At 71.7% G+C, this 13,077-nt stretch carries 13 protein-coding genes; 7 read left to right on the plus strand and 6 right to left on the minus strand.

Annotated features, from left to right (window positions below):
• Nucleotides 1-56 precede the first annotated feature (56 nt).
• A complete protein-coding gene (locus tag ACIRB1_RS08480) occupies nt 57-839 on the plus strand; it encodes a class I SAM-dependent methyltransferase (protein ID WP_403465031.1) in 783 nt (260 codons plus the stop codon).
• A gap of 37 nt (nt 840-876) precedes the next feature.
• Here ACIRB1_RS08480 and ACIRB1_RS08485 read toward each other — a convergent pair whose 3' ends face one another.
• Nucleotides 877-1,509 (minus strand): response regulator, encoded by a 633-nt coding sequence (locus tag ACIRB1_RS08485; protein ID WP_403465369.1) that lies wholly within the window; start codon nt 1,507-1,509, stop codon nt 877-879.
• Nucleotides 1,510-1,841: 332 nt separating this feature from the next.
• Here ACIRB1_RS08485 and ACIRB1_RS08490 point away from each other — a divergent pair, with 332 nt between their 5' ends.
• Complete coding sequence (locus ACIRB1_RS08490; protein ID WP_403465032.1) at nt 1,842-3,404, plus strand: alpha-L-arabinofuranosidase B; 1,563 nt, start codon at nt 1,842-1,844, stop codon at nt 3,402-3,404.
• Here the strand turns inward: ACIRB1_RS08490 and ACIRB1_RS08495 are convergent.
• The 3 genes from ACIRB1_RS08495 to ACIRB1_RS08505 are packed head-to-tail and all read right to left on the minus strand — an operon-like array spanning nt 3,382 to nt 6,301.
• Nucleotides 3,382-4,674 (minus strand): sensor histidine kinase, encoded by a 1,293-nt coding sequence (locus tag ACIRB1_RS08495; RefSeq protein ID WP_403465033.1) that lies wholly within the window; start codon nt 4,672-4,674, stop codon nt 3,382-3,384. The genes ACIRB1_RS08490 and ACIRB1_RS08495 overlap by 23 nt on opposite strands.
• A 17-nt stretch (nt 4,675-4,691) precedes the next feature.
• On the minus strand, nt 4,692-5,408 hold the full coding sequence (locus ACIRB1_RS08500; protein ID WP_352183464.1) for an ABC transporter permease: 717 nt from the start codon (nt 5,406-5,408) through the stop codon (nt 4,692-4,694).
• Nucleotides 5,408-6,301 (minus strand): ABC transporter ATP-binding protein, encoded by an 894-nt coding sequence (locus ACIRB1_RS08505; protein WP_403465370.1) that lies wholly within the window; start codon nt 6,299-6,301, stop codon nt 5,408-5,410. The genes ACIRB1_RS08500 and ACIRB1_RS08505 overlap by 1 nt, the downstream gene beginning before the upstream one ends.
• A 320-nt stretch (nt 6,302-6,621) precedes the next feature.
• On the opposite strand from ACIRB1_RS08505, the gene ACIRB1_RS08510 reads away from it, so the two are divergent.
• The 3 genes from ACIRB1_RS08510 (at nt 6,622) to ACIRB1_RS08520 (ending at nt 9,609) form a co-directional block, all read left to right on the plus strand.
• Nucleotides 6,622-7,482 (plus strand): MaoC/PaaZ C-terminal domain-containing protein, encoded by an 861-nt coding sequence (locus ACIRB1_RS08510; RefSeq protein ID WP_403465034.1) that lies wholly within the window; start codon nt 6,622-6,624, stop codon nt 7,480-7,482.
• Nucleotides 7,483-7,511: 29 nt separating this feature from the next.
• Nucleotides 7,512-8,597 carry a Zn-dependent alcohol dehydrogenase gene (locus ACIRB1_RS08515; protein WP_352183466.1) on the plus strand — a complete coding sequence of 362 codons (1,086 nt, stop codon included), beginning with the start codon at nt 7,512-7,514 and terminating at the stop codon, nt 8,595-8,597.
• 64 nt (nt 8,598-8,661) lie between these two features.
• Nucleotides 8,662-9,609, plus strand: coding sequence for a 3-oxoacyl-ACP reductase (locus ACIRB1_RS08520; protein ID WP_403465035.1), 948 nt, complete (start codon nt 8,662-8,664; stop codon nt 9,607-9,609).
• An 83-nt stretch (nt 9,610-9,692) separates the two neighbouring features.
• Here ACIRB1_RS08520 and ACIRB1_RS08525 read toward each other — a convergent pair whose 3' ends face one another.
• Both ACIRB1_RS08525 and ACIRB1_RS08530 read right to left on the minus strand, forming a co-directional pair.
• Nucleotides 9,693-9,860, minus strand: a complete 168-nt coding sequence (locus ACIRB1_RS08525; RefSeq protein ID WP_266768132.1) for a hypothetical protein — start codon at nt 9,858-9,860, stop codon at nt 9,693-9,695.
• A 125-nt stretch (nt 9,861-9,985) separates the two neighbouring features.
• Nucleotides 9,986-11,257: a hypothetical protein gene (locus ACIRB1_RS08530; protein WP_403465036.1), complete on the minus strand. Its 1,272-nt coding sequence runs from the start codon at nt 11,255-11,257 to the stop codon at nt 9,986-9,988.
• Nucleotides 11,258-11,455: 198 nt separating this feature from the next.
• On the opposite strand from ACIRB1_RS08530, the gene ACIRB1_RS08535 reads away from it, so the two are divergent.
• Entirely contained in the window at nt 11,456-12,328 is an 873-nt protein-coding gene (locus ACIRB1_RS08535; protein ID WP_352183470.1) for a Nif3-like dinuclear metal center hexameric protein, read from the plus strand.
• Nucleotides 12,325-13,068 (plus strand): zinc ribbon domain-containing protein, encoded by a 744-nt coding sequence (locus ACIRB1_RS08540; protein WP_403465371.1) that lies wholly within the window; start codon nt 12,325-12,327, stop codon nt 13,066-13,068. Before ACIRB1_RS08535 ends, ACIRB1_RS08540 begins: the two co-directional genes overlap by 4 nt.
• Nucleotides 13,069-13,077: the final 9 nt, after the last annotated feature.

Genomic DNA, 13,077 nt, shown 5'->3' on the forward strand with positions numbered 1-13,077 from the left:
ACCTCGGCCTCGGACCCGCCCGCTCCTACGATCGGCCCCTCGGAGAGGGGGACCGGATGGACCGGGAACAGCGCGGGCGTGACATCCGCACGGTGGACGACGTACTGCGGCTTCTCGACGGGATGTTCGCGCCGGAGGCCGATCGGTGGACCTCCGGGGCGGTCTCCTGGTGGGACGGCTTCTATGCCGACCGGGACAAAGGGGTGCCGTTCTTTGTGGGGAAGGCGGACGAGAACCTGGTCGGGTATCTCGACCGGGGACTGATTCCCGAGAGGGGGCGTGCTCTGGATCTGGGGTGCGGGCCGGGGCGCAACGCCCTTCAACTGGCCGCGCGGGGCTACGAGGTGGACGGGGTGGATCTGTCGTCCGCTGCCGTCGCGTGGGCGGAGGAGCGGGCGCAGGAGCGGGCGTGGGACAGCAGCGTCGAAGGGGAGGCGCCCTCGGTCCGTTTCCACCGCGGGGACGTGTTCGCCCTTGCGGGTGCCGAACTGCCCGGTCCCTACGACCTCGTCTACGACTCTGGGTGTTTTCATCACCTGCCCCCGCATCGCCGGATCAGCTACCTCGCCCTGCTGGACCAAGTCCTCGCACCCGGTGGTTACTTCGGGCTGACCTGCTTCGCCGCGGGTGGGATGGGGTCCGAGGTGCCCGACGCCGAGCTGTACCGGGGTTCCGGGCTGCAAGGCGGGCTGGCCTACACGGCTGATGAACTGCGGTGGGTGTTCGGGGAGTTGGAGGTGGTCGAGGTGCGGCGGATGCGGGATGAGCCTGTGGAGTCGGCCTGGTTCGGGGAGGGTTTTCTGTGGACCGCGCTGTTTCGCCGGGGGAGCGGCGCCTAGGGCGGGGGAGCGGCGCCTGGGGCAGGGGGAGGGGTGGCTACAGCCAGCCCTGTTGGCGGGCCTCTCGCATGGCCTCCATGCGGTTGCGGGTGCCCGTCTTGCCGATCGCTGACGAGAGGTAGTTGCGGACCGTCGACTCCGAGAGGTGGAGTTGCGTCGCGATGTCGGAGACCGTCGCGCCGTCCACCGAGGCCTTGAGGACGTCGCACTCGCGGGCGGTGAGCGGGTTCGGGCCGGCGCTCAGTGCGGCGGCGGCCAGTGCCGGGTCGATGACCGTCTCGCCGGTCAGGACGCGGCGGATCGCGGCGGCCAGGTCCTCCACGGGGCCGTCCTTCACCAGGAAGCCCGCCGCGCCCGCCTCCATCGCCCGGCGCAGGTAACCGGGGCGGCCGAATGTCGTGAGGATCAACACCCGGCAGTCCGGGGCCTGTTCGCGGAGTTCGGCGGCGGCGTCCAGGCCGCTCATGCCGGGGAGTTCGATGTCGAGGAGGGCGACGTCGGGGCGGTGGGTCAGGGCGGCGTCGACGATCGTGTCACCCCGTCCGACCTGCGCGACGACATCGAGGTCCGGCTCCATGCCGAGCAGCAGGGCGAGCGCGCCGCGCATCATGCCCTGGTCCTCGGCGAGCAGCACTCTGACGGACTTGGCGGGCCGGTGGTCCCGGGGCATCTCATCCACGGGGCAAGGGTAAGGCCCGGGGCGGTTGTCAAAAACTCTTCATTGTTCGCGTCCGCGAGTCTTGACGGTCCCCGGCCGCGGGCAAACAATCGCCTCGGCATTCCGAAAGCACCTTGGAATTTCCCGCACCGGACAGTTTCCGGAAACCTTTCGACAATCTTTCGGCAGTTCGACATTTCGATCGCGAACGGTTCGGTATTTCGATCGAACAGTGTCCGGTATTTCGACCAGCCACCCCCAACCGCCTACCCGCACCGCCCAACCGCCCCGCCCACCCGTACCAGCCACCCGCACCGCCCACCCGCAACAGAATGAGGTGCACCGTGTTCCTGCGATTCCTCCGCGCCCGGCCGCGCCGGCTGAGAAACGCCACCCTCGCCGCCCTGTCCGCGCTCGTCACCGTCCTCGCGCTGGCCGTCGGCGTGCCGCAGGCGTCGGCCGCCGGGTCGCTGCCGTGCGACATCTACGCCACCGCCGGCACCCCGTGCGTCGCCGCGCACAGTCTCGTCCGGGCGCTGTACTCGTCGTACAACGGCTCGCTCTACCAGGTGCAGCGGGCCTCCGACAGCGCCACCGCGAACATCGGCCTGCTGGCGGCCGGGGGGTATGCCAACGCGGCGGCGCAGGACTCGTTCTGTTCGGGTACGACGTGCATCATCACGAAGATCTACGACCAGTCGGCGCGCCACAACGACCTCACGGTCGAGGGTGCGGGCGGGGCCGGCGCGGCCGATGTCGGGGCGCCCGCCGACGCGCTGCCGGTGACGGTCGGCGGCCATCAGGTCTACGGCCTGGAGATCTCGGCCGGGATGGGCTATCGCGACAACTCGACCTCGGGCGTGGCCACGAACGGTGCCGCCGAGGGGATGTACATGGTGACCTCGGGCACGCACGTCAACGGCAGCTGCTGCTTCGACTACGGCAACGCGGAGACGAACAACAAGGACACCGGCAACGGTCACATGGACGCGATCAACTTCGGTACGGAGTGCTGGTTCTCGCCCTGCTACGGCGGCGGCCCCTGGGTGCAGGCCGACCTGGAGAACGGGCTGTTCCAGTCGGACTCCGGCTACAGCAAGAACACCGCGAACACCGGCACCGGAGCGATACCGTTCGTCACCGCTTTGCTGAAAAACAACGGTCAGGACCATTTCGCGCTGAAATACGGAAACGCGCAGTCGGGGAGTCTCACGACCACCTATTCCGGGGGTGAACCCACCACGAGCGGATACTCGCCCATGCACCAGGAGGGCGCGATCGTCCTCGGCACCGGCGGGGACAACAGCAATGGCTCCATCGGCTCGTTCTTCGAGGGCGTCATGACCGCCGGCATCCCGACCGACGCGGCCGACAACTCCGTACAGGCGAACATCGTCTCCGTCGGCTACGGCGGCTCGACCGGCACCACCGGGACCCTCGCGGCCGGTTCGGAGATCTCGCTGCGGGCGACCACCTCGTGCTGCACCGGCGACTACATCCGCCACCAGAACAACGCGGCGGTCCTCTCGGCCATCACGTCGAGCAGCGCGGCGCTCGACAAGGGCGACGCCACCTGGATCGTCCGCCGGGGCCTCGCCGACAGCTCCTGCTACTCGTTCGAGTCGCGGAACTATCCCGGTGACTTCCTGCGCCACTACAACTACCAGCTCTACCGCCAACCCATGGTCGGCACCGCCCAGTTCAGACAGGACGCCACGTTCTGCGCCTCGACCGGGAAGAGCGGCACGGGCACCTCGTTCGCGTCGTACAACTACCCGACCAGATATCTCCGGCACTACAACTACAACGTCTACATCGCGAGCGACGGGGGCTCGAACGCCTTCGACAGCGCCACCTCGTGGACCGACGACGTGAGTTGGGCCGTCACGGCTCCCTGGGCGCCGTAGCTCCAGCCGTAGTCACCAGGGAGGACGTCAACTCCGCCGCCTCCACCGGGAGTTCGGCGGTGACCGTGAAACCGCCGCGCGGCGACGGGCCGGCCCGCAAGGAGCCGCCCGCCGTCGCGAGGCGTTCGGTGAGGCCCTTGAGGCCGGTGCCGCCGACGTCCTCCGCGGGGGCGGTCGCCGGGGAGTCCCCGGTGCCCGGTCCGTCGTCCGCGACCGTCAGCCGCACCCGGTCCAGGATGCCGTCGACCGTGATCTCGCAGCGCGTCGCACCGCTGTGCCGTACGGCGTTGGTGACCGCCTCGCGGACCACCCAGCCGAGCAGGGCCTCGTTCTGCGGGGTCAGCGGCGGGCCCGACTGGCGGACCACCGGGTCGATGTCGGCGGCGGTCAGGGCGGAGCGGGCGCGGTCCAGTTCGGTGGCGAGGCTGCCCTCGCGGTAGCCGGTGACGGCCTCGCGGATCTCGGTGAGCGCCTGCCGGCCCACCGCCTCGATGTCGGTGATCTGGCCGAGCGCGGCGTCCATGTCCCGGGGTGCGAGCCGCCGGGCCGCCTCCGACTTCACCACGATCACCGAGAGGGTGTGCCCGAGCAGGTCGTGCAGGTCGCGGGAGAACCGCAGCCGTTCCTTCTCGATCGCGCGGCGGGCCAACTCCTCGCGGGCGGCGCGCAGTTCGCGTACGGCCTCGGAGAGGGAGAGGATCGCCGCGGTCACCATCGTGGACAGGAACGTGCCGTACGCGATGTTGATGGCGTCCGTGCCCGCCCGGACAGCGGAGACGGCGCCCGCCAGCGCGGCCAGCGCGATGCCGGTCTTGCCGAGCCACGAGCCGCGCAGTACGGCGCCGGTGGCGAGGCCGAGCAGCGGGAAGAAGTACAGCCAGCTGCCGCCGTAGCCCGCGGCGAGACCGCAGGTGATCAGGCACATCACGCCGAGCGCCACCCGGGTCGCGACCGCCTCGCGCTTGTCCTTCACGAAGGCGCGGAACACGACGTAGATGTAGAGGGAGTTGAAGGCCAACAGGCCCAGGCCGCCGATCCAGGGGTTGGCGGTCTTGCCCTGGAGGAGGTTGGAGAAGGAGCCCATGCCCATCAGCAGCCACGGCAGCAGCGCGAAGCCGGTGGGCGGCGGACCGGGCTGGTCGGGCATCTTCCCGCCGGTCCTGCGGGCCTCCTTCTCGGCGGCCTTGTAGCGCTCCATGTCGGTCTTCCAGTCGGCTCGCGCCGCCCGCCAGGCCCGTACCTGACAGGTGATCCCTCGCGTCCAGTGCATCTTTCTCGCTCCCCCGGTCACACGGTCCGCCCGGTCCTGCGGTATGCCAGCACAGCGTACGAACCGAACGCGAGCAGCCAAGCCGTCAGCACCACGATCGCGCCGAGTGCCGGGGCGTGCCCGTCGGCGACGGAGGTGCCGAGTTCGGCGAAGCGGTTGGTCGGGGTGTAGCCGGAGACGGCGCGCAGCCAGCCGGGGAACAGGCTGATCGGGAACCACAGGCCGCCGACCACCGCGAGCCCCATGGTGCAGGCCATGTTCGCGACGCCGGTGGTCTGGGAGGTGAGCCCGTAGCCGTTGCCGAGGCCGAGCAGGGTGAAGGGGATCGAGCCGAGCCACAGCAGCAGCGCGATCGCCGCCCACTGCCAGGCGTCGAGCCGTACGCCGTTGACCAGGCCGCCCGCCGCGAGGACCGCGACGATCGAGGGCAGTACCGTCACCGAACCGGTCAGCGCGCGGCCGACGACGACCTGGCGCGGGGTCATCGGGGTCACCCGCAGCTGCCGCAGCCAGCCGATCGCCCGGTCCTCGGCGACCCCGCCGCCGGTGTTGAGGGCGGAGCCGACGGCGCCGTAGGCGGCCATGCCGACCATCGCCGTGGCCTTGTAGCCGCTGTCGTCGCCGCCGAGGTTCGTGAACAGCAGGTACATCATCACCGGCATCGCGATCCCGCCGATCACGAAGCCGATGTCGCGCAGGGTCCGGCGTACTTCGAGGCGCAGGTAGTCGAACATCACACCGTCTCCAGTTCGGCTTCGGGTTCGTGGGACGTCAGGGTGAGGAACGCGTCGTCGAGGGAGGCCGGGGTGACCACCAGGCCGCGGATCGCGTCGCGGGCGGCGAGGGCGATCACGGTCGCGTCCGAGTCGTCGGTGCGCAGCAGCGCCCGGTCGCCGCGCACTTCGAGGGACCGCACACCGGGCAGCAGGGTCAGGTCGTCGGTGGCCCGGCCGGCCAGGTCGAAGGAGACGAGGCTGCCGCCGGCCGCCCGCTTGAGCTGCTCGCCGGTGCCGTCCGCGACGATCCGGCCGCGGTCGATGACGACGATCCGGTCGGCGTGCGCGTCCGCCTCCTCCAGGTAGTGCGTGGAGAACAGCACGGTGTGCCCGCGCCGGGCGTACGCCCGCATCGACTGCCAGAACGCGTGCCGTGCCTCCACGTCCAGCGCGGCCGTCGGCTCGTCGAGCACGAGCAGCGACGGGTTCCCGGCCAGTGCCACGGCGAACCGCACCCGCTGCGTCTGCCCGCCCGACAGCCGGTCCACCCGCCGGCGGGCCAGGTCGCCGATCCCGGCCAGCTCCAGGGCCCGCGCCACCGGCATCGGCGCCGGGTAGCGCCGGGCGACGAAGCCGACCAGCTCGCCCACGGTGACCCGGGGCACCGCCCGCGCCTCCTGGAGCATCGCCCCGACCAGGCCGTCGCGTACGGCCGACTCCGGTGCGGAGCCGAAGAGTTCGACCGTGCCGGCGTCGGGGGTGTTCAGCCCGAGCAGCAGCGAGATCGTCGTCGACTTGCCCGCGCCGTTGCGGCCCAGCAGCGCGACCGTCTCGCCGCGCGCGATCTCCAGGTCCACCCCGTCCACGGCCCGTACCGCGCCGAAGGACTTGACCGCCCCCGTGAAGGACACGGCACGCCCGGTCCGGTCCGCCGTCCCGCCTGCCGTCCCGACCGCTGCCCCACCTGTCTGTGTCATGGCTACGACGCTACGGATCGGCCCCCTCGCCCGGCAGATGCGCATGTACGGACTCGGGCAGGACAAATGTCCCGGGCGGCGGAGCCGACACCCACCTGACGCACCGTCAGGAGCCTTCACAAGTACGGGGCGCTCGGCTATACAGAAGGGCGCCGGACTGGAACGCGTTCTAGGTCGGCCCGTGACGACCTCGGTGCGGCCGACGGTGCGGACGGCCGCACCGAGGTCTTCCGCCACCACTGAACAGGAGCCCCATGCCGATCGACGCCGCCAAGGCACTCGCCGCCGAACCCCGCTCGGGAGAGATCTCCTGGAACACCAAGGACGTGCAGCTCTACCACCTCGGCCTCGGCGCGGGCACCCCCGCCACCGACCCCGACGAGCTGCGCTACACCCTGGAGTCCCGGCTGCACGTCCTGCCGAGCTTCGCCACCGTCGCGGGCAACGGCTCGCCCGGCGTCATTAGCGGCCTGTCCATGCCCGGCGTCGAGGTCGACCTCGCCCGCGTCCTGCACGGCGGCCAGTCCCTGCGTCTGCACCGCCCGATCCCGGCCCACGGCAGCGCGACCAGCACCGGGCGCATCGCCGCCGTGTACGACAAGGGCAAGGCGGCCGTCCTCGTCATGCGCACCGAAGTCGCCGACGCCGACGGCCCGTTGTGGACCAACGACGCGCAGATCTTCGTACGGGGAGAGGGCGGCTGGGGCGGCGACCGCGGCCCCTCCACCCGCCTCGAACCCCCAACGGGCGAGCCCGACAAGGTGGTCGAGCGTGCCGTCCGCGAGGACCAGGCCCTCCTCTACCGCCTCTCCGGCGACTGGAACCCCCTGCACGCCGACCCCGAGTTCGCCAAGCTCGCCGGCTTCGACCGGCCCATCCTGCACGGCCTGTGCACCTACGGCATGACGCTCAAGGCCGTCGTCGACACCCTGCTCGACGGCGACGTGACCCGGGTGCGCTCCTACGACACACGGTTCGCCGGAGTGGTGTTCCCCGGCGAGACGCTGCGCATCCGCATGTGGCGGCAGGGCGGGGCCGGCGTGCGGGTCGCGGTGAGCGCCGTGGAGCGGGACGACGCTCCCGTACTCGCCGACACGATCGTCGAACACTCCTGAACCAGGCCGGACTTGAGGGGAGCCGCACCATGCGCGCAGCCGTACTGCACGAGATAGGCCAGGACAAGCTGGAAGTCCTCGACGACATCGAGTCGACGGGGTTCGGACCGGGCAGGGTCAGGATCCGGGTGCGCGCCACGGGGCTGTGCCACTCGGACCTGTCCGCGATGGCGGGCGTACTGCCGCAGCCCGCTCCCTTCGTACCCGGGCACGAGGGCGCCGGGGAGGTCCTCGAAGTCGGCGAGGGCGTCAGCCATGTGAAGCCCGGTGACCGGGTGGTCGTCTGCTGGCTGCCCGCCTGCGGCGCCTGTCCGGCGTGCAAGCGCGGTCAGACCCAGCTGTGCCTGGCCGGGTTCATGAACGCGGGCACCCCCAACTTCAGGCGCCCCGGCGGCAGTCCTTCCGATGTGTTCGGCTTCGCGGGTACCGGCACCTTCGCCGAGGAGGTCGTCGTCGACGCGGGCTGCGCCGTCCCCATCCCCGACGACGTGCCCTTCGACATCGCCGCCCTCATCGGCTGCGGCGTCACCACCGGACTCGGCGCCGCCCTCAACACCGCCGACGTGGCGGCCGGTTCGTCGGTCGCCGTGATCGGCTGCGGGGGCGTGGGCATCTCCGCGATCCAGGGCGCCCGGCTCAAGGGCGCCGCCGAGATCGTCGCCGTCGACCCGGTCGCCTCGCGCCGCGAGTCCGCGCTCACGTTCGGTGCCACGAAGGCGATCTCGCCGGACGAGCTGCCCGACGCCAAGCAACAGGTCACCGGCGGCGAGGGGTTCGACTACGTCTTCGAGGTCGTCGGCCGCTCCGCCACCGCCCGCACCGCCTACGAGAACACCCGCCGGGGCGGCACCCTCGTCGTCGTCGGCGCGGGCGCCCTCGACGACTACCTCCAACTCAGCATGTTCGAGCTGTTCTTCGACGAGAAGCGCATCCTGCCCTCGATGTACGGCGGGGGAGACGTGCTGCGTTCCTACGAGCGCACCATCGCCCTGTGGCGCGCGGGCCGGGTCGACCTGGAGAGCCTGATCACCCACCGCGTCCCGCTGGCCGACATCAACGAGGCCCTCGACCAGATGCGCCAGGGGACCGCCCTGCGCACGTGCATCGAGATCTGAGCCCCGGGACCTGAACCCCGTGAACTCCGGGATCTGTGGGCCCCCTTCCACCGAAAGGACCTTGATGTCACTGCCACTTGAGGGCCTCTCCGCGATCGTCACCGGTGCCGGACGCGGGCTCGGCCGGGCCGAGGCGCTCGAGCTCGGCCGGCTCGGCGCGGCCGTCGTCGTCAACGACTACGGGCAGCCGGGCCGGGACGGTTCGGGGGAGGCCTCCGCCGGTCCCGCGGAGGAGGTCGCCTCCCGGATCCGGGAGGCGGGCGGCCGGGCCACGGCCCACACCGGGGACGTCGCCGACTTCCAACAGGCGTCGGAACTCGTCGAGTTGGCGATCGCCGAGTTCGGCAGGCTCGACATCCTCGTCAACAACGCGGGCATCCTGCGCGACCGCATGGTCTTCTCCATGACCGAGGGCGAGTGGGACGCGGTGATCCGGGTCCACCTCAAGGGCCACTTCAACACCACCCACTTCGCGGCCAGGCACTGGCGCGAGCGGTCCAAGGCGAGCGGCGCACCGGTGTACGGGCGGATCGTGAACACCTCGTCCGAGGCGTACCTCGCGGGCTCGGCCGGACAGCCCAACTACGCGGCGGCCAAAGGCGGGATCGTCGGCCTCACCACCTCCACCGCCCTCGCGCTGGCCAAGTACGGCGTGACCGCGAACGCCATCTGCCCGCGCGCCCGCACCCGGATGACCGAGGACGTCTTCGCCGGGTTCGGGGAGGACGGCGACGGCCTCGACCCCCTCGCACCCGAGCATGTCGCCCCGCTCGTCGGCTACTTGGCGTCACCCGCCGCCGCACGGATCAACGGACAGCTCCTCGTCGTGCACGGCGGCATGGTCGCGATCGTCGAACGCCCGCACGTCCAGGCCAAGTTCGACAGCAAGCAGGACCTCTTCAGCTACGACGAGCTGGACGCCGTCCTCACTCCGCACTACGCGCAGCGGCCGGACGGCGAGACGTTCGCGGCGGCGGAGGTGCTCGGGCTCAAGCGGGACCACGAACGGTAGGACGCGGGAACGCAGCGGCCCCACCCGTCAGTTGACGGGCGGGGCCGTGTCGTGCGAAGCGGCGCACGGCGCCTGACGTGGCGTCAGACAGCCGCGTACCGGGACTGTTCGGCCTGCTCGGACGGCTTGCGGTGCCGGCCGTGGGCGGCCGACTCGCTCTCCTGGACCGAGACCGGACCCCGGTGCTTGCCGTGGCCGGAGGCCTCCTGCGTGTCGGCAGACATGGTCTGCGCGCTGTTCGTGTCGCTCATCGGATACTTCACCCCGTAGAAACATGATCCTTCATACAGCCCGGCGATCTTATCCAGCCGTTCCCGGGGTGACGCGAGGCGGATCGCCGTCCGGAACGACTTCGTTACCGACCCACACCACTTCGTTACCCGACCGCCACCCGGCCCTTGAGCGGTGCCTCCCGCAACGGCACCGGACGCGGGGCCGCCGGCACCGGAGGATCCGGCGGTGACGGCCGCGACGGCGCGGGCACGGCCTCCCCAGGCGCACCCCCCGTCCCGTCCCCGACCGGATCCCCCGGGCGTGTTTCCCCCGTTCCCCCCAGCGCCCCGGAGGTCCCCCCGGACCCCGGGCCCCCGTTCCCCCCCGCCCCCCTGGGCACCGCGAACCGCGCCACCCCGCACGGCACCTCCCGTGTGGTGTACGGCAGTCGCAGCACCCCGTCCTCCGTCCACAGCCCGGTGCCCGTCAACCAGCCCTCCGGCGCCGGGAGTTGGAGCAGCTGCCGGTCGGCGGGCCGCCAGACGGCGAACCAGGTGCCGGCCGGTCCGTCGACGCGCAGCGCCACCCCGCAGTTCTCCGGCATCAGCACCTGCCCCGGCTGGATCGCGAACGGCGTCACCGTGCAGTCCGGCAGCCGCAGGCACTCCGGGAACCGCACCGGCAGCGTGGAACCGACCACCCCCCACCCGAGCCGTTCCCCCCGCCCCGGCGCCGGCGCGTCCGAGCCGATCAGCAGCAGCCCGCTGTCGGGGTCGGCCGCGAGCAGCCGGTCGTCGCTGTCCGCGGTGATCTGCAACAGCGGCGACACCTCCCCGTCCCGCTCCAGGTCGACCACGATCGCCTTGGTCCGCCCCCCGACCTCCCGGTCGAGCGCCAGCATCCGCCCGGCCCGGTCCAGCCAGACCCCGCCCGAGCAGCGCCCCGGGACCATCGCGAGATGCTCGGGCCCGAACGCCCCGCCCGCGACCAGCCACACGGCGGTCGAGCGCCGGCCCACGGCGAGGGCGTACGCCTTCTCGCCCCCCGGCGCGGGCGGCAGCAGCCGCAGCCGGGTGTCCGGGTCCGGGCACTCGACCGCGCCCAGCGGCAGCTCACCGGTGCCCGGCCCGGTCGGGTAGAGCAGCGAGAACGTGTGCCGCCCGTCCACCAGCCGCCGGATGAGCACCCGCCCGTCGCCCATCGGCTGCACCTCGGTGCCGGGCTCCTCGGGCTGATTGCCGGGCAGCGGCACGGCGTACGGCTCGGGGCCGTCCAGCGTCCACCGCTCCGGGAACAGACAGTCGCCGGCCGGGGCGAGACGGGCGGCGTACGACCCGTCCGCGGTGACAGCACACTCGGTGCCATCGGTCCGCGGGTCCCCGCACTCGTCGCCGTTCTCGTCCGCCGCCGTGGGCTCGATCGCACAGGCCGTCATGGTTCGGTCACCTCCGGCGACGAAACTAGTTTTCGCACGTACGGGCGTGGGACCGATGAGCAGCGTCATCATCCATAAGGGTGGCCAAGTAACGATTCGCCTGAGGAAACCGGGGCGGGTGTGCTGAACGGTGCCGCAGGCCTTCATGCGACCGCTTCAGCGGTTCAGCCGCCCAGCCCGGCCAGGTAGCCTTTCCCCGTGCCCCGTCAGTCCGTACCCCGCCTGTCCGAAGTCATCGCCGCGCTGGAGAACCTGTGGCCCGCCGAGCGGGCCGAGTCCTGGGACGCGGTCGGCACCGTCGTGGGCGACCCGGACCAGGACGTCACCCGTGTGCTGTTCGCCGTCGACCCGGTCCAGGAGATCGTCGACGAGGCGGTGAAGCTGGGCGCCGACCTGCTGGTCACCCACCACCCGCTCTACCTGCGCGGTACGACCACGGTCGCGGCCTCCACCTTCAAGGGCCGCGTGGTGCACACCCTGATCAAGCACGACATCGCCCTGCACGTCGCCCACACCAACGCGGACCGCGCCGACCCGGGAGTCTCCGACGCCCTCGCGGGCGCGCTGGACCTCAGGGTCGTGGGACCGCTCGTACCGGACCCGACCGATCCGGAGGGCCGCCGGGGCCTGGGCCGGATCTGCGAGCTGGACCACCCGCTGACCGTCCGCGACCTCGCCGCCCGGGCCGCCGAGCGCCTGCCCGCGACCGCGCAGGGCATCCGCGTCGCCGGCGACCCGGACGCCCTGGTCCACCGGATCGCGGTCAGCGGCGGCTCCGGCGACAGCCTCTTCGACGACGTACGAGCGGCGGGCGTGGACGCCTTCCTCACCGCGGACCTCCGCCACCACCCGGTGTCGGAGGCCCGGTCCCACACTTCTCTGGCGCTGCTCGACGCGGCGCACTGGGCCACCGAGTGGCCCTGGTGCGAGCTGGCCGCCGCCCAGCTCGACGAGATCTCCGACCGCGAGGGATGGGACCTCAGGGTCCACGTCTCCAAGACGGTCACCGACCCCTGGACCGCCCACGCGGCGTCCTCCAGCACACCCGACTCAATGGGAGCCCCCAACTGAACGCCGCGCCCGCCGACCAGATCCGACTTCTCGACGTCCAGGCCCTCGACGTACGCCTCTCGCAGCTCGCGCACAAGCGCAACTCCCTGCCGGAGCACGCCGAGATCGACGCGCTGACCAAGGACCTCACCCAGCTGCGCGACCTGCTCGTGGCCGTGCAGACCGAGGAGAGCGACTGCGCCCGCGAGCAGACCAAGGCCGAGCAGGACGTGGACCAGGTGCGCCAGCGCGCCACCCGCGACCAGCAGCGCCTCGACTCCGGCGCCGTCACCTCGCCCAAGGACCTGGAGAACCTCCAGCGCGAGATCGTCTCCCTCGCCAAGCGCCAGGGCGACCTGGAGGACATCGTCCTGGAGGTCATGGAGCGCCGCGAGTCCGCGCAGGAGCGCACCGCCGAACTGACCGAGCGGGTCGGTTCCGTGCAGGGCAGGATCGACGACGCGACCGCCCGCCGCGACGCCGCCTACGAGACCCTCGACGCGGAGGAGGCCACGGCCGAGAAGGAGCGCGAGGTCGTCTCGGCCACCATCCCCGCGGACCTCCTCAAGCTCTACGACAAGCTCCGCCAGCAGCAGGGCGGCATCGGCGCGGCCAAGCTGTACCAGCGCACCTGCCAGGGCTGCCGCCAGGAGCTCGCCATCACCGACATCAACGAGATCCGCGCGGCGGCCCCCGACACGGTCGTCCGCTGCGAGAACTGCCGCCGCATCCTGGTGCGCACGTCCGAGTCCGGCCTGTAAGGAGCGTTC

This window comes from Streptomyces sp. NPDC096013, assembly GCF_044763565.1.
Classification (GTDB): Bacteria; Actinomycetota; Actinomycetes; order Streptomycetales; family Streptomycetaceae; genus Streptomyces.